Origin of the sequence: Streptomyces sp. NBC_00536 (assembly GCF_036346295.1) — a bacterium.
GTDB lineage: Bacteria > Actinomycetota > Actinomycetes > Streptomycetales > Streptomycetaceae > Streptomyces.
This window is the reverse complement of the sequence record NZ_CP107819.1, coordinates 112,666-131,263: the sequence shown is the minus strand read 5'-3', so window position 1 is coordinate 131,263 and position 18,598 is coordinate 112,666. Positions and strand designations below refer to the sequence as shown.

The window sequence follows — 18,598 nt, the reverse complement described above, 5'->3', positions numbered from 1 at the left end:
ACGTGGGGAACGGAGGGGACGGAGGCTCCGCCTGCTCGTTCCGGGCACCCGCTGACGCTGGGGAAACGGGATCCTGGTCAGTCATCGAGGGCCCCGTTCCGAGGTGAGCGCGGTGAGGCGGCGGCCAGTTTCTGGTCGATCCGCAGCAGTGCCGCGTCGACGGCCCGCTCGGCCGCGGCTCGGCGTGCCGCGCGTTCTTGCGGCGACCACGGTGTGGGCGGGCTCAGGGACAGGCCCAACCCCGATGAAGCCGGTGGACCGTTCTTGCGTACCGCGATACGCACCTGGTGGGCGAGTACGGCCAGCGCGAGCAGGAACGCCGTCCAGGGCAGGACGGTCATGAGGTGCGCGGCCGCCTGCGGCGAGGTGACATACGCCAGCACCGGTCCGGCCAGGACGAGGCACACCACCGCCAAGGCCAGCAGCAGTGCAACCTGCCGGAATCGAGCTCGCGGCACGTGGACGACGTACGGCGGTGGCCCGGCCGCCGATGGCGCAGCGCCTATTGGCCGTGTCGCCGCCGCGCGCTCCAGCAGCGCCGCGCCGTGCACCCGCACGAAGTCAAGGACGAACCGCCGCACTTCGGGAAGCGTGAGGCGTTCCTCGGGGTCCGTCCGCAACAAACCCTCGATCAGTTCCGCCAGAGGCCCTGCCCTTCGCATCGCTGGCCCCAGCTCGCCGCCGCGGAACGGCGGGTGCCCCTCGACCATCTCGTAAAGGGTCACTCCCAGGGCGAACAGATCGTCCGCGGGCATGGCCGTGTCTCCCTGGGCCAGTTGCGGTGAGGTGTACGGTGCCCGGGCCGGGGACGCCCTCCATGAGACCCGGGCGCTGGCTTCCTGCTGGGCAGCCCCCTCCGGATCGCCGAGCAGGACCACCCGACCGCCAGGGGTCAGGATCACCCCGGTCGGCCGGACACCGCCGTGCACGATTCCCGCGTTGTGAATCACCTCCAGCGCGGACAGCACGTCAGAGAGGATCCTGATGCTGTCCGCCGGGGGAAGGGGCCCCCGGGCCAGGAGACGGTCCGCCAGCGACTCCCCGTTGACCAGGCGCATGACGGTCCACATCGTCTCGCCTGCCCTCATCAGGTCGATGCCGCCGGCGACGTTCGGATGGCCGTCGAGCCGTCCGAAGACACGTACCCAGCGTGCGGTCCGCCCCAGCCACACTTCCCGCTCCCGGCCGGTCAGCCCAGGGGGCGGCAGTAACTCCTTGACCGCGACCTCGCGGTTCCAAGCTTCGTCGTACGCCAGCCAGGTCCGCCCCGATCCGTCTCCGCCCAGCCGGTGTTCGAGCCGGTAGCGGCCCCCGATCACCTCACCCGGACGTCTCGCCTCGGCCATGCGCCGCTCCCCGGCTCGCTCTCACCCCTGCGGATTCAGGCAGCGTACGCAACGCGACGATCCCGAGTTGAGGCTTGGCCGGAACCGGACCCCGGACAGGCGCAGTTCGCCGCCCGGTCGTCCGAGGTCCGAGGAGCGGCTGGGTGGATTCCAGCGAATCCGCCCGCGTGCTGTACGGCCTGCTGTACGTTCGCGGCATGGCTTCGAAACCCGTCACGATCCGAGTCCCCGAGGAACTCCACGCGCAGCTTCAGGAGCGCGCCGAGGCCGAGGGAACCACGGTGACCGCGCTGATCACCGAGGCCGCGTCCAACGCGGTGCGCGACCCCCGCCTCGAAGGAGCCGCCGAGGTGTTCCGCGCGTTCGTCGCGGACAACGCCGCCGCGTTCGACCGGGCGTTCCCCGACGACGCGCCCGACCGGGTGGACGCCGCGGGACGGGCCGCCTGACCGTGGAGCTCCACATCGACATCCGCTGGCTCCTGGAGCGCCAGGCGGAAGTCCTCCCCAAGGCGCCGGTCATCCACGACTTCAGCGCTCTCGTGGCGGCGGTCGGCCGCCACCGCGTCAGCACTCCGAAGGTCGGCGCCCTTGTCGACAACGCGTGGCGCGCGGCCGCCCTGATGCACTCGATCATCCGGCTGCGCCCGCTCCCGGCCCGCAACGCGCTGTTCGCCGCGGGCACCGCCGTGGCGTACCTCAACGCCGTCGGCGAAGGCATCGACGCGCCGGACAGTGCGCTGATCGACCTGGCCCGCGACATCGACGCCGGTCGGGCCGACGCGTACGACGCCGCCGACCGCATCCGCTCCTGGCGGATCTGACCAGCCTGGCCCGAACCACTGGAGGGGGAGTCCGACATGGCCGACGCAGAGGTACCCGAGGACCCGGCCGCGATCGTACGGGCGCGGTACGCGCTCTACGTGGAGACGCTCCGGGCCCGGATGCCCCAGGAGCAGTTCCGCCTCCTGATGGAGGTCATCCGCGAGTACGTGAAGGCCGGAGGCGGACGGTTCCGGCTCGACCTGGAACCAGCGGAGAGGGCGCTGTTCACCGCGGAGGTGCAGCAGGAGCTGCTCAACCTCCTCGGTCTGATCGGTGCGATGGAACCCGGCCACGAGGACCGGGCCGACCACGTCGTCGCCCGCCTCGGTGACGGCGAGCACGCCAAGGAGGTGATGTCGCTGGTGCCCCCGGACGTCGCGGACGACCCGGCCAAGCTGCGCGCGATGCGGGACAAGCTCGACCGCCAGCAGCACCAGCGCAAGCAGGACGAGCAGGTGGTGGAGGGCATCGCCCGCGCGAGCGGCATGGCTGACGGATGACGGCTGTTGGCTGACGGACTGACAGGGGTGTCCCCGCCCGGAATCAACCCCGGCTCTTGACCCTCACGTGGCGTCAGGCCGCATAGTCGGTGCCGTGGAAGATCACTGGACCGTGGGACGCGTGGCCGAGTTGGCCGGAGTGAGCGTCCGCACGCTGCATCACTATGACGACATCGGGCTCGTTCGGCCTTCGGCGCGGACCCCGGCCGGGTACCGGGCCTATTCGGCGGGCGACGTGGAGCGACTCAGGGAGGTACTGGCCTACAGGCGGCTGGGCTTCGGGCTGCGGGAGGTCGCGGACCTGGTCGGCGACCCGTCCACCGACGCGGTCGCGCACCTGCGCCGACTGCGCGGCCTGTTGCTGGAGCGGCGTGATCGCGCTGACGCCATGGTGGCGTCCATCGACAGGGAACTGGAGGCGCGGGCGAAGGGACTGAAGGTGACACCGGAGGAGCAACTGGAGATGCTCGGCGCACGGCTGTACGACGCGATCGGTGGTGCCTACACCGCGACACGGCGCACCGAGCCGCGGATCGCCGCGCAGATCTGGGACGCGCTCGCGGACGCGCGGACCGTGCTGAACGTCGGGGCCGGCACAGGCTCCTACGAGCCCACTGACCGCGACGTCACCGCGGTGGAGCCATCGGCGGTCATGCGGGGGCAGCGGCCCGCCGGCTCGGCGCCGTGCGTGGCCGCCGCCGCGGAGAGCCTGCCGTTCGAGGACCGCTCCTTCGATGTCGCGATGGCCGTTTCGACCGTTCACCACTGGGGGGACCCGATGGCGGGGCTGCGCGAAATGCGGCGCGTGGCCCGCCGCGTGGTGGTGCTCACCTTCGACACCGACGAGCCCGGATGGCAGGACCGGTTCTGGCTCACCCGCGACTACCTGCCCGAGTTCGCCGGCGTCCTCGCCGCATTCCCCTCGCTTGCCGGGATGGCCGACGCGATCGGCGCCCGCGCCGAGCCGGTGCCCATCCCGTGGGACTGCGCCGACGGCCTGTTCGAGGCGTACTGGCGCCGACCGGGCGCGTACCTGGAGGATCACGTGCGCCGTGCGATGTCGGTGTGGACGAGGGTCGGACCGGAGGCCGAGCAGCGGGCGGTACGAAGCCTCGGCGACGACCTCGACTCCGGCCGGTGGGCCGAGCGCAACAGCACCCTCGCCGACCTGGACGCCGCGGATCTGGGCCTCCGCCTGCTCGTGGCGTGAACGGGCGCGGGGAGATCCCCGACTCACACCGACCGAGCCCGCAGCACCCTGCCCGGGGAAGGTCCTTCAGCCGACGGGGCTGGTCGGGCGTCCGGCCCGGGCCCGGTCGCGGAACCACGCACCTGTCCCCACGAGCAAAGCGACTCCGACCCCGTACAGCGGCAGCCACAAGGTCGTCGTGGCGGACAGGCACTCGGCGACGGCCTTTTGGGCCTGGACCCGCTGTGTGAACTCGAGGGCAGCGGTGTCTCTGGCGGCCAGGTGTCCCAGCGCGGCCTCTGCCTGGAGGGTCTGGTACCTGCCCAGCAGCTCGCACTGGCTCCGCGTCCCCGGCATGGGGAACAGCCAGGACTGGCGCTGCAGGAGGGGGGCGAACGCGATGGCCACGCACAGCCCGATGACCAGCGAGTAGGCGATCAAGCCGCGCATGTACGCCGAGCGGATACGGGGCGTCCACCGCGCCCGTCGCTGGAAGGCGAGCATCACCGCGAGCAGCGTCACCCCGATGAACGTGGCGAACCACTGCCACGAGCCCTGGGCCAGCGCGAATGTCAGCACCGCGGCGAGTCCGATGCCGATGACACCCGGAGCGGGAATGTCCTCGTCCGCTCCGGCGGAAGTGGGCCGCGGGGTCACTCGGGGGCTGGGATCGCTCACGTACCTCTCCTGCCGAGGGGGACACCAACATCCCCGGCGGGGCGCCGCGGCCCCGGGTGCCATTCCGAACGGGCCGGGTATCCCGCCCGGATGGCCCGCTGAGCCGGCGCCGGTCCGGTTTCGTCAGCCGGCGTTCGTCAGTCCGCGTTCGGCTGGGTGCGTCGGGCGTAGGCGCGGGCGGCGCGGGCGCGGTCGCCGCAGCGAATGGAACACCAGTGGCGGCGGCCGTGGCGCAGCAGGTAGCGGTTGCAGGGGGCGGAACCGCACGCGGTGAGGCGGTCGGCGTCGGGGCCGGTGAGGAGGTCGGCCGCGTTGGCCGCGAGGGTCGCGAGGGCGCGGTCGAGGATCTCGTGGGTGGGGCACGGCGCCGCTCGGTAGGGGCCGTTCCTCTCGTCCCAGTAGAGCAGGGCGGCCGTGGGGGCCCTGCCCAGCGCGGCATTGACGGCGGACAGATCCGCGGGCAGGGCGGGCAGCCCGGCAACTCGGGCGGCGAACAGTGCCCTGAGGTGTTCGCGCAGCGAGCGCAGCTGCGTCGCGCACGTCTCCTGCACCCCGGCGTCGGCCGGAGCGAGACCGTGTGCGGTGAGCCAGTGGTTCGTCGCCCCTGGGGTGCCGAGGAGATCGATGAACTGCCCTCCGGGCAGCGCGGTGGCGCTGTTGACGAAGTCGAGGGCGAGGTAGTCCTCCGCCCCCGGCGCGGCCGGCAACACGGACTCGGCGGTCGGGGTCTCGCTCATGACTCTCATGGTACGGCTTGCGTCCGTCCGTGAGACACCGCTACCGTGCATCACGGATAACCCGCTACTCATCCGTGAGGTGCCTGGATGGCCAGTACCAGCACGACCAGCCACACGACCGGCGACACGACCACCGGTGAACAGATCCCCGTCCGCGTCTTCGGCGGCCCGACCGCCCTCTTCGCCTACGGTGGCCTGCGATTCCTGACCGACCCGACCTTCGACGCTCCCGGCGACTACCCGGTGCCGGGCGCCCGGCTGACCAAGACGGCACCCTCCTCCGCCGCACCGGCCGACCTCGGCCGCATCGACGTGGTCCTGCTCTCCCACGACGAGCACCCCGACAACCTCGACCACTCCGGCCGGGCACTGCTCGCCGACGTCCCGCTCACCCTCACCACCCCCGGCGGCGGGGAGCGTCTGGGAGGCAGGGCCAAGGGACTGGCCGACTGGGAGTCGATCGACCTCGAACGCCCCGGCGGCGGCACGATCACCGTGACGGGCGTGCCCGCCATCCACGGCCCCGGCGCCCGTGAGGACGTCGAACCGTTCACCGGCCAGGTCGTCGGTTTCGTCCTGACCGGCCAGGGCCTGCCCACGGTCTACGTCAGCGGAGACAACGCCTCACTCGACCTGGTCCGGGAGATAGCCGAACGCTTCGGCCCGGTGGACACCGCCATCCTCTTCGCCGGAGCTCCCCGCTTCCCCGTCCTCTTCGACGGCGCGACCATCGTCCTCGACAGCGCCCAGGCCGCCGAAGCCGCCACGATTCTCGGCGCCCGCCGGGTGGTGCCCGTCCACTACGACAGCTGGGCCCACTTCACCGAGGGCCGTGACGAATTGGTGGCCGCTTTCGCCAACGCCGGGCTGGCCGACCGCCTGGACCTGGGCGACCTGGGCGACCTGGGCGGCCTGGGCGACGCGGTCGGCTGACCGAACAGCCGGATGCCCGGGCCTGGCGCTGTCCGCCTCGCGGATGTACGCCGCTCAGGGGCAGGCCCGAGGGTTCGGATCGGCTGGTACGCCACCCTGTAGACTTGCAGAGTTATGCAATTTGCTAGTTGCTGATTCGGTGGAAGGGGGTCGCGCTGTGGCCGGGTTCGAGGAAGCGGCGCTGGAACGGGTCCGTATGGCGCGGGGCCATGGCGTGGCCGGGAGTGAGCCCCGGACCGTCCGGCTTTACGAGATCACCCGCCTCGGTACCGGTTCCGGGGCGGAGGTCCGTACGGTTGAGGCCGCCGAGGTCGCGGCCGTCATCCAGTACGCCGGGGAGCACGGCATGCGGGTCCGGGTCCGCCCCTGCACCCGCCCGCACGAGGAACACGGGAAGGAAGACGCGTCATGACGGACATCCCGCCCCAGAAGGGCACGGCGGCGGACCGGGAGAAGTGGAAGGAGAAGGGCGTCGCCCTGCGCGCCTTCTTCTACATCTTCGGCACGCACCTGTTCGCCGGGTTCATCTGGCTGCTGTTCTACCTGGGCCGCCATGCCCAGAAGTGAGAAGCGGCCGCCTTCCGGTGTCAGAAGCGCGTTGAACCCGCACTAACGGAAGACGGCCGCCGTATGGGGGGAGCGGGGGCGAGGCCCTCACAGGCCCCTAGCTGTGGCTGGTGGCGCGGAGGTCGGCCAGGAGTTCGGCCTGGCCTTCCAGGACGCCGGAGAGGATGCCGCGGGCGACCCTCAGGAGTTCGGCGATCTGGGGGTGGGTGAGCTTGTAGTACACGGTGGAGCCTTCGCGGCGGGTGACCACCAGGTTGGCCTTGCGCAGGACGGCCAGCTGCTGGGAGAGGCTCGCGGCCTCCACCCCGACCTCCGGAAGCATCTCGGCGACCGCGTACTCGCGTACGGACAGGAGTTCCAGGACACGGATGCGGACCGGGTGCCCCAGCGTTTTGAAGAACTCCGCCTTGAGCTGGTACAGCGGTGTGCTCACCTGGGTACCTCTGCCGTGCTTGTCCATTGCATCCACCCGGAACCGTTCCTGTGCAGGGGCAGCCATTCGCCCCTCCTCACACCTTGTGACCTCCACAATTGCAGATCCCTGCAACTCCTGGCACCCGTTGGGCGGCCTTCGTGACGTTCGTCCCGCCGCGAGCGGGTCCTGCGCCCCGTGGGCGGCCACGGACAGCACGGCTCGCTCATCACAGGGGGAGCGTGATCCAGATGGCCTTGCCCCGGACGTCCGCGTCAGCGCGTACGACGGCGGTGCCGCCCAGCTCCATCGTCATCTCCATCACCATGGCCAGGCCGCTGCCCGGGGCGGTGGCGAGCGCCCGGAACAGGGCGGGCTGGTAGGGGTGGCGGTCGTGGACGGCGAACGCGAACGCACCCGGCCCGTGCGCGTAGGTGACGGTGATGTTCGGGGAGAGGCAGGCGGCGTGGCGGACGGCGTTGGTGACCAGTTCGGCCAGGATCAGCAGGGCCGGGCCCACGCTCGGATGACGCAGCCCCACCCCGCACTCCACGAGGACGAGTTCGGTGGTCTCGCGGGCGGTGCGGACGGCCGAGCCCATGGCGGGTACGTCCAGCACGTGCCGGTAGGGCATCGTCTCGACTTGGACGCTCACCGGCCCGCCCCCGAAACCGTGCGGGCCAGGCGGAACCCGGACACCTGTTGCGGGTGCAGCCGGAGCAGGGTGTCGTGCGGGCCGTGGGTCCAGCCCGCGAGGGTGCGCCGGTGGTGGGCGGCCTCTGTGGGATCGCCGATGACGTCGGCCGGGCCGTGGACGGTGACCGTCCAGCCGGTTCCCGCCGGGCTGTTGATCTCGTCGACCTGGTAGGTCAGCGGGGAGCGGCCCAGCACGGCCGTGGACTGAACGGGTACGCGCACGATCAGGCGCCCGAACTCCATCACGTGCGTGGCGGGGCGGACCATCGCGATCTCCCGCTGGACGTAGACGAGGCGGCCTTGGCTGGAGCCTTCGAGGAGCCACAGGGCCTCGGTGCCGGAGACCTCGATGAGGTGGCGGTCGGCGGGGACGGTCATCGTGCGGCCTTCCGGATGCGGTGCGTTCGGGGATGCGGCTGGAGATGTGGTCGGTGATGTGTCCGGGGCAGCAGTCCCGCCTGCTCCAGGTGTTTGCGGGCCCCGGCGATGGCTTCGGGGGTGGTGGCGTATTCACGTTCCTCCTGGCGCAGCAGGTCCAGCGCGCCGACCGCGTCCAGGGCCCGGCGCTGGCCGGGCCGGATGCCGGAGGTCATGACGGCGATGCCGCGCCGGTTCAGCTTCTGAACGGCGTCCTTGAGGACGAGCGCGCCGGTGGCGTCCAGGGTGGTCACCCTGGACATGCGCAGGATCACCACCTTGACGTCGGCGACCTCGGAGAGTTCCAGGAGGAAGCGGTGGGCGCCGGCGAAGAAGAGGGGGCCGTCGATGCGATAGGCGACGATGTGCTCCGCCAGCAGGGCGTGTTCCTCCTCGCTGTGCTCGCCGGGCAGGTCCGGACGGAAGTCCACCTGCTCCATGCGCGCCTGGCTCGCGACCGCCTTCAGGGCGAGGGCTCCGGCGACGACGAGGCCGATGATCACCGCGTAGACGAGGTCGAGGAGCAGGGTGGCGGCGGCGGTCAGGACGAGTACGACGGCGTCCGAGCGCGTCGCCTTGGCCATCGCCCGCAGCGAGCCGACCTCCACCATGCGGATCGCCGTCGCCAGCAGCACGCCGGCGAGCGCGGCCAGTGGGATCTTCGAGACGAGGGGGGCCGCGGCGAACACGATCACCGCGAGCACGGCGGCGTGCGTGAGCGCGGCCAGTCGGGAGGTGGCGCCGGTACGGACGTTGACCGCGGTCCGCGCTATCGCGGCCGTCGCCGGGACGCCGCCGAACAGCGGGGCCGCCAGGTTGGCGATGCCCTGCCCGAACAGCTCCCTGTCCGGGTCGTGCCGCTGCCCCACCGTCATCCCGTCCGCGACGGTCGCCGACAGCAGGGACTCCAGCGCGGCCAGTGCGGCCACCGCCACGGCCGGGGCGAGCAGCGAGCCGAGGGCGGACAGGTCGAGGAAGGCGAGGGAAGGGGCGGGCAGGCCGGAAGGGAGGTCTCCGATCGGGGCCGCCGCGCCCAGGTGGAACACCTGCACGATCACGGTCGCGGCGATCACCGCGACGACGGAGAAGGGGACCGTCGGCTTCCACCGGGCCCCTGCCAGCATGACCGCCGCGACACCGGCCGAAAGACCGATCGCGGTCCAGTTCGGGAATGCCGTGAAGGCCACGAGTGCACGCCAGGCCACGAGCAGAACCTGTTCGCCCTCCGGCTTGGCCACCCCGAGCGCGCCCGGGATCTGCTGGAGGCCGATCACGCACGCGATGCCGAGGGTGAAGCCCTCCACCACCGGCGCCGGCACGTACCGCATGTACTGTCCCGCCCGCAGCAGGGCGAGACAGATCAGCAGCACACCGGCCATCAGCCCGACCGTCAGGACGCCGCCGGGCCCGTACCGGGCAACGATCGGGACCAGGACCACGGTCATCGCACCGGTCGGCCCGGACACCTGGAGGTTCGACCCGCCGAACACGGCGGCGAGCGCGCCGGCGACCACGGCGGTCGCCAGCCCCGCTTCCGCCCCCAGCCCGGAGGACACCCCGAAACCGAGCGCGAGGGGAAGGGCGACGATCGCCACGGTGAGCCCGGCCAGGAGGTCCCGGCGGGGGCTGCGGCCCATGACCGCGAAGTCGGCCCGAGCGGGCAGCACGGAACGGACCCGGCCGAGCGCGGAGGTCAGGACGGTCTGCACGGTCACGAGGCCGGAACCTCGGGCTCGCGTCAGCGGAACCGGCATGGCCTCGCACCCTTCTCACCACCCCGGGCAGCGGGGCAGACGGCTTGGTGCCGTGCCTGCGGCCACCCGCGAGCACAGCGCCCACAGCATCTATGAAATTGCAGACTTTTGCAATTCGTAGATCCTGTGGAGCCCTGCCCGATTCCGGGCCGGCCGGGGGTACGGGCCCGGCCGGGGACGCACCCCCGACCGGGCCCGTAAAGAATCCAGGCCGCGCAGCTACTGGCGGGCGCCCGCCTGTTCGGTGTCGAAGGTGTAGAACTTGCGGTGGTCCAGCATGTCGGCCGGCGTCACGTTGTTCCACGGCCGCATGGTGCCGTGCAGGTCGACCACGTCCGGCGTCGGGGTGGCGGGCAGGTACGTGGACTTGGGGTGCCGGTTCTGCCACTCGGCCCACAGCATGTCGATGAAGGCGTGGTGCAGCCAGAACACCGGCTCGTTGGGAGACGCCGCACTGGCCATCTGACCGCCCACCCACACGTGGACCCGGTTGTGGAGGTTGGAGCCGCGCCAGCCCTCCAGGTTGTTGCGGAAGCCGTTGGACGCGCTGTTCCAGGGAGCCGTGTCGTACTCCGCCATGTTCAGTACGGCGTTGACCTCGGCCTTGGTCGGCAGCTGGGTCCCGCCCGCGCCGAGCGCGCGCCGCAGGTACGTGCGCCGGTCCACCCCTACGGTGATGGCCCACTTGCCGCCCGCGTAGGCGAAGGGCCCGTCGAGCACCTGGCCGTCCCGGGCCCTCGCCGTGCCGCCGAGGAAGTCGGCGGCCCACAGGGAGGAGCCGGGCGTGCGGTCGACGGTCCAGTCCCAGTACGGGATCGAGACCTTCGGGTCCACGCGCTGCAGCTCCGCCTCGAAGTCGAGCAGGAAACGGCGGTGCCAGGGCAGGAAGGAAGGGGAGCGGTGGCCGACCCGCTTGCCGAAGTCGCTGTCGTTCATCAGGAAAGCGTTGTGGGCACTGACGAAGCGGTCGTAGGTGCCGTTGCGCTTGAGTTCGAGCAGCGCGTTGGTGAAGGCGCGCTTCTCGGCGGGAGTGAGCGCGGCCTGGTTCTTGCGGATGACGGTCATGCCGGATCTCCATTGGGGCCGAGCGGGACGAGGACGGCGCCCTGGAGGTCGCGGACGGCGGCCCGGGCGGCCGTGATGGGGTCGGCGAACGTCTCGTAGTGGTTGACCACGGTGATCCAGCTGCCGTCGGCATTGGGCATGAGGTGCAGCTCGTTGCCGTCGATGCGCACGGAGGGCATGGCGGGCATGTGGTGGCCGCCGTCGTGGTGACCGCCGGTGGCGAGCGATATCTGGATCCGGCGGCCCTGGTAGACCTCGTCGATGGGGGTGATGGTTTTGGACACGCCCGAGGCGCCTGGAGCGCCCGGGGCGGACGCGTCGGCCGCCGGGCCGGCGGCGGGTTTGCCGGCCGACGAGGACGAGCAGGCGGTCGTCAGTCCGATGGCAGTGGCTGCGCCGGCGGTCATGCCCAGGGCCTGCCGGCGGGTGATCTTCTTCATGGCTCGAAGAAGTATCAGAGGAGCGCGGAGAGTTGATCAGTGGCCCGGGCAACTAAAGGCGGGTCACCCACGGAACAAGTGGCTTTTCAGTCGATTCCGGGCTCCCCCGGGAGTCCCGTGCCCCGGGCGGCCGCCTCGGCGAGCGTGGCGATGCGCGAAGCGAGGGCGGGGGTGGGCGGCTGGGCGAAGAGGAACACCCAGGCGTACGCGGTGCCGAGTACGGCGGTGTGCACCCATGCGGGGTCTGCCGGTGTGGCCAGTTCGCCCCGTCGGTGGGCGCGTTCCAGCAAGGCGGCGATCTGTGCGCGTTCTTCGGCGATGAAGGTCTCCTGGAACCGCGCGGCGATGTCGGGCTGCTGCTTCAGATCCGCGAAGAGCCCGGGGGTGGCCGCGGCGGTCACCGGGTCGGAGAAGATCCCCAGGATCAGGTTCGCGAGCGCGGTGAGGTCGCCGGTGAGCGTTCCCGTGTCGGGCAGGGGCCGCGTTTCCCGCCCGTGGACGAGGACCGAGAAGACGAGTTCGCCGCGTGAGGCGTGCCGGCGGTAGATGGCCGCTTTGCCGATGCCCGCCTTGGCGGCGATGGCGTCCATGGTCAGGCCGGCGTATCCCACGCGCGGCACCAACTCGCGTACCGCGTCGCGGATCGCGTCGTCCACGCGGGTCTCGCGCGGACGGCCGGTGGGTTGCTTCGGAGGCTGCATTGCCCCATCATACGGAACTATGAGTATCGGAACTGCACGTCTCGAAACTGCTCCCGCGGGCGGCACCACTCCCGCCGGCGGCACCACTCGCGCCCACACCCTGACCCTGTGGGCAGGGCGCAGCGCGGTGTCCATCGGCGGCCTCCACATCGCCTTCTTCGCCGTCAAGGCCCGCCCCCAATGGGCCGGTTGGCTGTCGGGCGAACTGCACGGCGTCACCGACCCCGACCTCCACGCCGAGGCGGTGCGGCTGTTCTGGGCGCTGCCCGGAGGGTTCGCCGTGCCGCTGATCCTGCTCGGCCTGCTGCTGGCGCGGATGGCCCGCACCGGCCAGGAGGTCCCGCGCTACGTGGGCTGGGTCCTGGCGGGCTGGGTGGCGCTGGACGGGTGGATTCTGGCGCCGTCCGGGTTCCCGCTGGGCCTGGTCCCGGCCGCGCTGCTCATCCTCGCGTCCAGGGCCCGGCGGTCGTGAGTGCCGTGCCGGATCACCGAACGGGCGCACGCCGCCGGTTCCGGGACGTTTCCGCAGCCCTGGTGTGCGCGGGGTGACGCCCGGGCAGGTAGTTTGCTCGGATGAGTCTCCTTGATGATGTGGCCGAGCGTGACGGCTGGCAGTGCTGGGTGTGTGACGAACCGGTCGACCCCGACGAGTCCGTGAACGACCCGCGGGGGCCCAGCGTCGACAGCCGGACCGCCGACCGGAAGGCCAAGGTCACCGAGCGGCTCGCGCACCGCGGGTGCAACTCCCGCAAGGGCGCGGTCAAGGTGGTCATCGCCTGGCCGGAGCGCCTGTACGTGGCCGAACCCGCGCCGCTGATCACCGTTGCCGAGCGGCTGGAGCGCAAGGGCGGCCGCGAGATGGTGGGCCGCTGTCCGACCAGGAAGGACGCCCAAGAGGCGGCGGACTGGCTGGTGGACCGGTTCTCCCGCCTGGTACCGGGGCTGCCGGTGAGCGCCGACATCCAGGCCGGCGGCGGCCAGTTCCTCGTGGTCCTGTCCACCGGCCGCCGCTGACCGGGGATCGCCAGGTGCGTGTGTCCGCCCCGGCCCGGCGGCGGGTGGGTCAGATCCAGCCGCGGCGGGCCGCGACGACGCCGGCCTGGAAGCGGTTGACCGCGCCCAGGAGTTCGTGCAGGCGGCTCATGCGCCGGCGCATGGTGCGGACCGACCAGCCGAGCTGGCGGGCTATGGCTTCGTCCTTGAGGCCGCTGACCAGCAGGGTGAGTACGAGGCGATCCTCCTCGCCCAGCGGGTCCTCGGCGGGGACGTCGAGCGGCAGGGCCTGTTTCCAGCACAGCTCCCAGTAGTCGGTGAGGGCGTCCAGCAGGGTGGAGGGGCGGATGACCGCGGCGCGTACGCCGTCGAGGTCCAGGGAGAGCGGCATCAGGGCCAGCCGGCGGTCCGCGATGGCCAGTTTGATCCGCAGGCCCGGCATCACCCGGGCCTGCTCGCCATGGCGCACGAGTCCGCGGATGTCCTGGAGCACCCCCGGCCACTCCAGCGCCTCGGGGGCGTAGACCGCGCGGTAGCGCACACCGCGCCCCAGCGCCGTGCTCTCCACCGGGTTGGAGGTGGTGAGCGCGTACGGCGGCCGGTCCAGCGTCATGACGTCCTCGCGCGCCTCCTGCTGGAGGCGGACGAACCAGCGGCCGAGCGCCTCGCGGCCGGTGGTGATCTCCACCTCGTCCTCCCCGGCGGTGCCGGACTGGGCCGCCGCGAAGAGGCGGGACAGCTCGCCCGCCGCCGTACGGACCCGGTCCAGCTCCGCGGCCCTGGTCCGCACCAGGGACTCCACCGCGGCTCCCGGCTCGATCGCCGCGTACCGGCGCCGGACGCCCGCGAGCCGCCCGACGAGGCCGTGGTCGTGCAGCCGGTCCAGCGCCCTGGAGGCGCGGAGGGGGGAGCAGCCGAGGTCGGCGGCGAGCTCGGTCGGGACCGCCGTGCGCCGGGTCAGCACGGCCCGGTAGACGCTCTCGTCGAACGGATCGATGCCTGCGGCGGTGAGATCGTTCGTCATATCCGGATACTGGCCCACTTGTGCCAGCGGCAGCAATGGGCCGCCACGATCTGTTGTACGGAGAGTGACTTCGGGGCTAGGACTTCTCCCCATGGTCAACAACCCACGAAGTACCCGACGCCTGCTGGCGGTTGCGGTCACCACCGTCGCGCTGGCCGGGACGCTCAGCGCGATGCCCGGCACCGCGACCGCGCAGTCACCCGACCCGAACCAGCGGGTCATCGTCGAACTGTCCGGGGACGCCGCCGTCGCGGCGGCCCCCGGCGGCTCGCTCACCTCCCTGGCCGCCGGCACCACCTCCGCCGTCGGCGACGCCAAGCGGGCCCTGGCGACACGGCAGGACGCCTTCGTGGGGACGGTGCGGGAAGCCGGACTGCACCCCGCCTCACCCCGCAAACTCGGCCTGCTCGTCAACGCCGTGGCGATGACGGTGCCCGCCTCCGAGACGGCGCGGCTGACCGCGCTGCCGGGCGTCACCGCCGTCCGGCCCGACACCCGGATGCAGGTGCGTACGGACGCCAGCGTGCCGCTCACCGGCGCGCCCGAGGTCTGGAAGCGCGAGGACCCGGCCGGGGTGAAGGCCACCGGCAAGGGCACCGTCGTGGCGGTCCTGGACAGCGGCGTGGACTACGGCCACCCCGACCTGGGCGGCGGCTTCGGCAAGGGCCACAAGGTCGTCGGCGGCTTCGACTTCGCCAATGGCGACGACGACCCGATGGACGACAACGGTCACGGCACCCACGTCGCGGGCATCATCGCGGGCAAGGCGGCCACGAAGGGAGGAGTCACCGGCATGGCGCCCGACGCGAGCCTGCTGGCCTACAAGGTCATCGGCGCCGACGGCAGCGGCTACACCTCCGACATCATCGCCGGCATCGAGGCGGCGGCCGACCCGGCCAACCCCCACCGGGCCGACGTCATCAACATGAGCCTCGGCGGCCCCGGTGACGGCACCGACCCGCTGGGCCGCGCGGCGACCGCCGCCGTACGGGCCGGAGTGGTCGTCGTCGCGGCGGCGGGCAACGACGGGCCCGGCAGCGGCACCGTCAACACCCCGGCGTCGGCCGACGGCGTCATCGCGGTCGGCGCCTCCACCAGCGGGCTGCGGATGCCCAGCGCGTACCTGGCGGGCAAGGAGCCCGAACTGATCCAGACCTACCGGGGCATCCTGTCCGCGAACCCGCCCCGGGAACCGGTCACCGCGCCGCTCGTGGACGTCGGCGCGGGCACCGCCGAGGACTGGAAGCGGGTCGGTGACGTACGCGGCAAGATCCTGCGCGCCGACATCCTCGTCCCGCCGAGTACGGAGGTTCTGAGCGGGAGCGACATCGACTGGGCACGCGAGGCCGAGAAGCGCGGCGCGCTCGCCGTGCTCGGCGGCCGTCCGGAAAACAGCGGACCCGTGCTCGCCGCCACCCCGGGAACGGTCGAGGTCCCGGCGACCCCCGCCCGCCCCGACCTCACCCGGACCGCCGCCTCCGGCGACTCGTTGCGCATGGACCGCCTGGTCGTCATGGGCATCGACACGACCCAGTACGCCCAGCTGAGCCGTGAACTGGCCGCCGGCAAGGTGTCCGTCACCCTGCGCGGCACCGACTCCACCGACGAGATCGCCTCGTTCTCGTCGCGCGGACCCGGCACCGGCTTCGGCCTCAAGCCCGACCTGGTCGCACCCGGTGTGGAGATCCGCTCCACGATCCCCACCTCGATGTACGCACCCGGCGTCTACCGCATGTCGGGCACCTCGATGGCGAGCCCGCACGTCGCCGGAGCCGCCGCCCTGCTGCGCCAACTGCGCCCGGACCAGAACCCCGACGGGATCAGGTCCGCCCTGGTCGGCACCGCGAAGCAGCTCGCCGGCACCGGACCCACCGTCCAGGGCAACGGACGGCTCGACGTGGCCGCCGCGGCCTCGGCCGTCCTCAGCGCCTCCCCGACGGCCGTGTCGTTCGGCCTCGCCGACCTGACGGACAAGGCCGTCGGCGCCGCCGCGACGGTACGCCTGGCCAACCCCGGCAAAGAACCGCTGACCGTCACCCTCACCAGTACCGGGCCCACCACCGTGTCCCCGGCGAAGGCCGCCATCCCCGCCGGGGGATCCGCGACCGTCACCGTCACCCTGCGCGCCGACCGCCCGGCCACCGACACGGAGATCAGCGGCCGGATCACGGCCACCCCCGAGCACGGCCCGGCCCTGCGGGTTCCGTACCTGCTCGTCGCCCGGCACCTGGTCGTCCAGGCGTCCCCCGACCCGAGCGACGGCCGCTCCACCGTGCACGTCGCCTCCCCGGCCGCCCTGAAGGCGCCGCCGGAGATCACGGTCACCCCGCCGCACGGCAAGGCCTTCACACTGCCCACCACCATGAACGGCGCCGGCTACTACCAGGCCGACGTGACCGGGAAGGCGGCCGGCGCCTACCAACTGGCCGTACGGGCCACGACCGCTGACGGCCGGCGGATCACCGGAGCCGGCGCCTTCGAGGTCACCCCCGCCGACAGCCGCGGCGACCGCTGGGAGCCCATCGGCCCGAACAGCGAGGCCGGCCACCTCGCGCTCTCGCCCGCCCGGCCGAAGCAGGCCGTCGTCACCCAGTTCCGCAAGGCCGCCCCCTGGCTGACCACCGACGGCGGCGCCAACTGGCGCCAGGTGGGCAGGCTGCCGATCGCCGACGGCAACGGCACCGGATCGGTCGTGATCGACGCCCGCCGCCCCGACCGCTGGTGGTACGCCGTGAACACGGCCGCCGACCCCACCCGCCGGGGCACGATCCTGCGCACCGACGACAACGGCCGCACCTGGCGGGGGCTCGACGTGCCCGACGCGCACATCGACGCGTTCGTCGCGGACGAGCAGACCCGTACCCTCGCCGCGCTGGCCGGCGGCACGCTGCTGGTCAGCACCGACGCGGGCGACAGCTGGGCGACGTACCCCACCGGAGTGACCGGCGCCGTCCGCGACGCCACCCTCGTCGGCGACACCCTGTACCTGGCGACCTTCGACGGCGTCTGGCGGATCGACGGCGTCGGCAAGGGCGACCCCGGTACGGCGCACCTCGTCCTCGACGAGCCGGTGAACACCCTCCGCGGCCTGGCGGCCGACTCCACCGTCGTGGCGGCCTACGTCCCCGGTACGGGCATCCGCGGCTCCTACGACAAGGGCCGCACCTGGACCACCCTGCTGCCCCTGCCCGAGGGCGGCAACGGACTGTCCGCCTCCGGCGGCGACCTGTACCTGCGCGCCCTGTTCGGCGCCGGGCAGGTGAGCCGCGACCACGGCAGGACCTGGAAGCCCGTGCCCGCCCCCTCGAAGGCCGCCATCGCGATGGACTACGACCGCTGGGCCGACGGCTCGGTGACCGTGTCCAGCGAACAGGACGGCCTGTACCGCGGCTCGGCCGACGGCGCCGGCTACCGCAGGATCGGCGTCCAGGGCCTGACCACCTTGGCCCTCGCGGCCAGCGGAGACCAACTGCTCGCCGGAACCGTGAGCGGCACCTACCGCACCGCGATCCCCGTCGCCGGCCCCGAGTGGGGCCAGTCCGGGGCGGAGGGCAGGACCGGTCGTCTCACCTCGCACATCGCCGTCTCGCCCAAGGACACCAAGGTGGTGTGGCAGGTCCGGCGCACCGCGACCGGCCTCTTCGAGGTCTCCCGCAGTGGTGACGCCGGCCGGACCTGGCAGGTGAAGGGCACGTCGTCGGAGATACCGACGTCGATCCTGGTCCACCCGGCCGACCCGGACCGGGTGGCCATCAGCTTCAGGAGCATCCTCGGCGACGGGCTGTTCTCGACGACCGACGGCGGCAGGACATGGAAGAACCTCTTCCACGAGAGGTCCTTCGACGCCATGGCCGGTGACCCCCGGAATCCGCGGCGCCTCTGGCTCGGCAACTCCTCGGGTCTCTACCGCTCGGACGACGGCGGCGTCACCAAGACCAAGGTGGCCGAGGGCCCCGTCTCCGCGCTCGTGATGGACGGCCGACGCCTGGTCGTCGGCGGTTCGTCGGTCCGGGTCAGCACCGATGACGGCAAGACCTTCGCCGCCGCCGACACCGGCCCGCTCGCGGTCCACGTCTCGGACCTGCTGCGGGTCGGCGGAGCGCTCTACGCAGCTACCACCGGCTCGACCGCGTCCGGACTCGTCCAGGGCGGCCGGGGCGTACTGCGCAGCACCGACAACGGCCTGACGTGGGAGAACGTCTCGAACGGCCTGCAGAACACCGACACCACCAAACTGGCCGCCGCCCCCGACGGCCGCACGCTCTACGTCGGCACGGTCGACGGCGGGGTACACCGCCTGAAGCTGCGCCGCTGACCCACCC

The 18,598-nt window shown here is 72.2% G+C and carries 21 protein-coding genes; 10 read left to right on the top strand and 11 right to left on the bottom strand.

The window, feature by feature from the left end; all coding sequences use genetic code 11:
• Positions 1 to 77: 77 nt before the first annotated feature.
• The gene (locus OHS33_RS00590; RefSeq protein WP_330328374.1) at positions 78 to 1,346 is read right to left on the bottom strand and encodes a serine/threonine-protein kinase; all 1,269 of its coding nucleotides are present in this window, start codon (positions 1,344 to 1,346) and stop codon (positions 78 to 80) included.
• Between the two features lie 143 nt (positions 1,347 to 1,489).
• On the opposite strand from OHS33_RS00590, the gene OHS33_RS00585 reads away from it, so the two are divergent.
• The 4 genes from OHS33_RS00585 (at position 1,490) to OHS33_RS00570 (ending at position 3,880) form a co-directional block, all read left to right on the top strand.
• The gene (locus OHS33_RS00585; protein ID WP_330328373.1) at positions 1,490 to 1,795 is read left to right on the top strand and encodes a ribbon-helix-helix protein, CopG family; all 306 of its coding nucleotides are present in this window, start codon (positions 1,490 to 1,492) and stop codon (positions 1,793 to 1,795) included.
• A 2-nt stretch (positions 1,796 to 1,797) separates the two neighbouring features.
• Positions 1,798 to 2,169 (top strand): toxin Doc, encoded by a 372-nt coding sequence (locus OHS33_RS00580; RefSeq protein ID WP_443065172.1) that lies wholly within the window; start codon positions 1,798 to 1,800, stop codon positions 2,167 to 2,169.
• Between the two features lie 36 nt (positions 2,170 to 2,205).
• On the top strand, positions 2,206 to 2,670 hold the full coding sequence (locus OHS33_RS00575; RefSeq protein ID WP_330328372.1) for a hypothetical protein: 465 nt from the start codon (positions 2,206 to 2,208) through the stop codon (positions 2,668 to 2,670).
• 112 nt (positions 2,671 to 2,782) lie between these two features.
• A complete protein-coding gene (locus OHS33_RS00570) occupies positions 2,783 to 3,880 on the top strand; it encodes a MerR family transcriptional regulator (RefSeq protein WP_330334853.1) in 1,098 nt (365 codons plus the stop codon).
• Positions 3,881 to 3,946: 66 nt separating this feature from the next.
• On the opposite strand, the gene OHS33_RS00565 is transcribed toward OHS33_RS00570, so the two are convergent.
• On the bottom strand, positions 3,947 to 4,537 hold the full coding sequence (locus OHS33_RS00565) for a hypothetical protein (protein WP_330328371.1): 591 nt from the start codon (positions 4,535 to 4,537) through the stop codon (positions 3,947 to 3,949).
• Positions 4,538 to 4,674: 137 nt separating this feature from the next.
• Positions 4,675 to 5,274 (bottom strand): CGNR zinc finger domain-containing protein, encoded by a 600-nt coding sequence (locus tag OHS33_RS00560; RefSeq protein WP_330328370.1) that lies wholly within the window; start codon positions 5,272 to 5,274, stop codon positions 4,675 to 4,677.
• An 87-nt stretch (positions 5,275 to 5,361) separates the two neighbouring features.
• On the opposite strand from OHS33_RS00560, the gene OHS33_RS00555 reads away from it, so the two are divergent.
• The 3 genes from OHS33_RS00555 to OHS33_RS00545 all read left to right on the top strand — a co-directional run bounded on the left by OHS33_RS00555 (position 5,362) and on the right by OHS33_RS00545 (position 6,774).
• Complete coding sequence (locus OHS33_RS00555) at positions 5,362 to 6,207, top strand: MBL fold metallo-hydrolase (RefSeq protein ID WP_330328369.1); 846 nt, start codon at positions 5,362 to 5,364, stop codon at positions 6,205 to 6,207.
• 157 nt (positions 6,208 to 6,364) lie between these two features.
• Positions 6,365 to 6,619 (top strand): hypothetical protein, encoded by a 255-nt coding sequence (locus OHS33_RS00550; RefSeq protein ID WP_330328368.1) that lies wholly within the window; start codon positions 6,365 to 6,367, stop codon positions 6,617 to 6,619.
• The gene (locus OHS33_RS00545; protein ID WP_330328367.1) at positions 6,616 to 6,774 is read left to right on the top strand and encodes a DUF6126 family protein; all 159 of its coding nucleotides are present in this window, start codon (positions 6,616 to 6,618) and stop codon (positions 6,772 to 6,774) included. Before OHS33_RS00550 ends, OHS33_RS00545 begins: the two co-directional genes overlap by 4 nt.
• 97 nt (positions 6,775 to 6,871) lie before the next feature.
• On the opposite strand, the gene OHS33_RS00540 is transcribed toward OHS33_RS00545, so the two are convergent.
• The 7 genes from OHS33_RS00540 to OHS33_RS00510 all read right to left on the bottom strand — a co-directional run bounded on the left by OHS33_RS00540 (position 6,872) and on the right by OHS33_RS00510 (position 12,259).
• A complete protein-coding gene (locus OHS33_RS00540; protein ID WP_330328366.1) occupies positions 6,872 to 7,207 on the bottom strand; it encodes an ArsR/SmtB family transcription factor in 336 nt (111 codons plus the stop codon).
• A gap of 208 nt (positions 7,208 to 7,415) precedes the next feature.
• Complete coding sequence (locus tag OHS33_RS00535; protein ID WP_330328365.1) at positions 7,416 to 7,841, bottom strand: ATP-binding protein; 426 nt, start codon at positions 7,839 to 7,841, stop codon at positions 7,416 to 7,418.
• Positions 7,838 to 8,260: a pyridoxamine 5'-phosphate oxidase family protein gene (locus tag OHS33_RS00530; RefSeq protein WP_330328364.1), complete on the bottom strand. Its 423-nt coding sequence runs from the start codon at positions 8,258 to 8,260 to the stop codon at positions 7,838 to 7,840. The genes OHS33_RS00535 and OHS33_RS00530 overlap by 4 nt, the downstream gene beginning before the upstream one ends.
• Complete coding sequence (locus OHS33_RS00525) at positions 8,257 to 9,936, bottom strand: SulP family inorganic anion transporter (RefSeq protein WP_330334852.1); 1,680 nt, start codon at positions 9,934 to 9,936, stop codon at positions 8,257 to 8,259. The genes OHS33_RS00530 and OHS33_RS00525 overlap by 4 nt, the downstream gene beginning before the upstream one ends.
• A 336-nt stretch (positions 9,937 to 10,272) precedes the next feature.
• Positions 10,273 to 11,118: a tyrosinase MelC2 gene (melC2, locus tag OHS33_RS00520; RefSeq protein WP_330328363.1), complete on the bottom strand. Its 846-nt coding sequence runs from the start codon at positions 11,116 to 11,118 to the stop codon at positions 10,273 to 10,275.
• Positions 11,115 to 11,558, bottom strand: coding sequence for an apotyrosinase chaperone MelC1 (melC1, locus tag OHS33_RS00515; RefSeq protein ID WP_330328362.1), 444 nt, complete (start codon positions 11,556 to 11,558; stop codon positions 11,115 to 11,117). Before melC1 ends, melC2 begins: the two co-directional genes overlap by 4 nt.
• Before the next feature lie 86 nt (positions 11,559 to 11,644).
• The gene (locus OHS33_RS00510) at positions 11,645 to 12,259 is read right to left on the bottom strand and encodes a TetR-like C-terminal domain-containing protein (RefSeq protein WP_330328361.1); all 615 of its coding nucleotides are present in this window, start codon (positions 12,257 to 12,259) and stop codon (positions 11,645 to 11,647) included.
• Positions 12,260 to 12,278: 19 nt separating this feature from the next.
• Between OHS33_RS00510 and OHS33_RS00505 the strand changes: the two genes are divergently transcribed.
• Together OHS33_RS00505 and OHS33_RS00500 are read left to right on the top strand one after the other, a co-directional pair.
• On the top strand, positions 12,279 to 12,731 hold the full coding sequence (locus OHS33_RS00505) for a DUF6463 family protein (RefSeq protein WP_330328360.1): 453 nt from the start codon (positions 12,279 to 12,281) through the stop codon (positions 12,729 to 12,731).
• Between the two features lie 101 nt (positions 12,732 to 12,832).
• Positions 12,833 to 13,273 carry a hypothetical protein gene (locus OHS33_RS00500; protein ID WP_330328359.1) on the top strand — a complete coding sequence of 147 codons (441 nt, stop codon included), beginning with the start codon at positions 12,833 to 12,835 and terminating at the stop codon, positions 13,271 to 13,273.
• 49 nt (positions 13,274 to 13,322) lie between these two features.
• Here OHS33_RS00500 and OHS33_RS00495 read toward each other — a convergent pair whose 3' ends face one another.
• A complete protein-coding gene (locus OHS33_RS00495; protein ID WP_330328358.1) occupies positions 13,323 to 14,276 on the bottom strand; it encodes a helix-turn-helix domain-containing protein in 954 nt (317 codons plus the stop codon).
• Positions 14,277 to 14,367: 91 nt separating this feature from the next.
• Between OHS33_RS00495 and OHS33_RS00490 the strand changes: the two genes are divergently transcribed.
• A complete protein-coding gene (locus tag OHS33_RS00490) occupies positions 14,368 to 18,591 on the top strand; it encodes a S8 family serine peptidase (RefSeq protein ID WP_330328357.1) in 4,224 nt (1,407 codons plus the stop codon).
• Positions 18,592 to 18,598 lie beyond the last annotated feature (7 nt).

Bases quoted from the DNA above. Each gene is read 5' to 3' on its own strand.
- OHS33_RS00590 (WP_330328374.1), bottom strand. From the start codon at position 1,346: ATGGCCGAGGCGAGACGTCCGGGTGAGGTGATCGGGGGCCGCTACCGG.
- OHS33_RS00575 (WP_330328372.1), top strand. From the start codon at position 2,206: ATGGCCGACGCAGAGGTACCCGAGGACCCGGCCGCGATCGTACGGGCG.
- OHS33_RS00560 (WP_330328370.1), bottom strand. From the start codon at position 5,274: ATGAGCGAGACCCCGACCGCCGAGTCCGTGTTGCCGGCCGCGCCGGGG.
- OHS33_RS00555 (WP_330328369.1), top strand. From the start codon at position 5,362: ATGGCCAGTACCAGCACGACCAGCCACACGACCGGCGACACGACCACC.
- OHS33_RS00545 (WP_330328367.1), top strand. From the start codon at position 6,616: ATGACGGACATCCCGCCCCAGAAGGGCACGGCGGCGGACCGGGAGAAG.
- OHS33_RS00530 (WP_330328364.1), bottom strand. From the start codon at position 8,260: ATGACCGTCCCCGCCGACCGCCACCTCATCGAGGTCTCCGGCACCGAG.
- OHS33_RS00525 (WP_330334852.1), bottom strand. From the start codon at position 9,936: ATGGGCCGCAGCCCCCGCCGGGACCTCCTGGCCGGGCTCACCGTGGCG.
- melC2 (WP_330328363.1), bottom strand. From the start codon at position 11,118: ATGACCGTCATCCGCAAGAACCAGGCCGCGCTCACTCCCGCCGAGAAG.
- melC1 (WP_330328362.1), bottom strand. From the start codon at position 11,558: ATGAAGAAGATCACCCGCCGGCAGGCCCTGGGCATGACCGCCGGCGCA.
- OHS33_RS00510 (WP_330328361.1), bottom strand. From the start codon at position 12,259: ATGCAGCCTCCGAAGCAACCCACCGGCCGTCCGCGCGAGACCCGCGTG.
- OHS33_RS00505 (WP_330328360.1), top strand. From the start codon at position 12,279: ATGAGTATCGGAACTGCACGTCTCGAAACTGCTCCCGCGGGCGGCACC.
- OHS33_RS00500 (WP_330328359.1), top strand. From the start codon at position 12,833: ATGAGTCTCCTTGATGATGTGGCCGAGCGTGACGGCTGGCAGTGCTGG.
- OHS33_RS00495 (WP_330328358.1), bottom strand. From the start codon at position 14,276: ATGACGAACGATCTCACCGCCGCAGGCATCGATCCGTTCGACGAGAGC.
- OHS33_RS00490 (WP_330328357.1), top strand. From the start codon at position 14,368: ATGGTCAACAACCCACGAAGTACCCGACGCCTGCTGGCGGTTGCGGTC.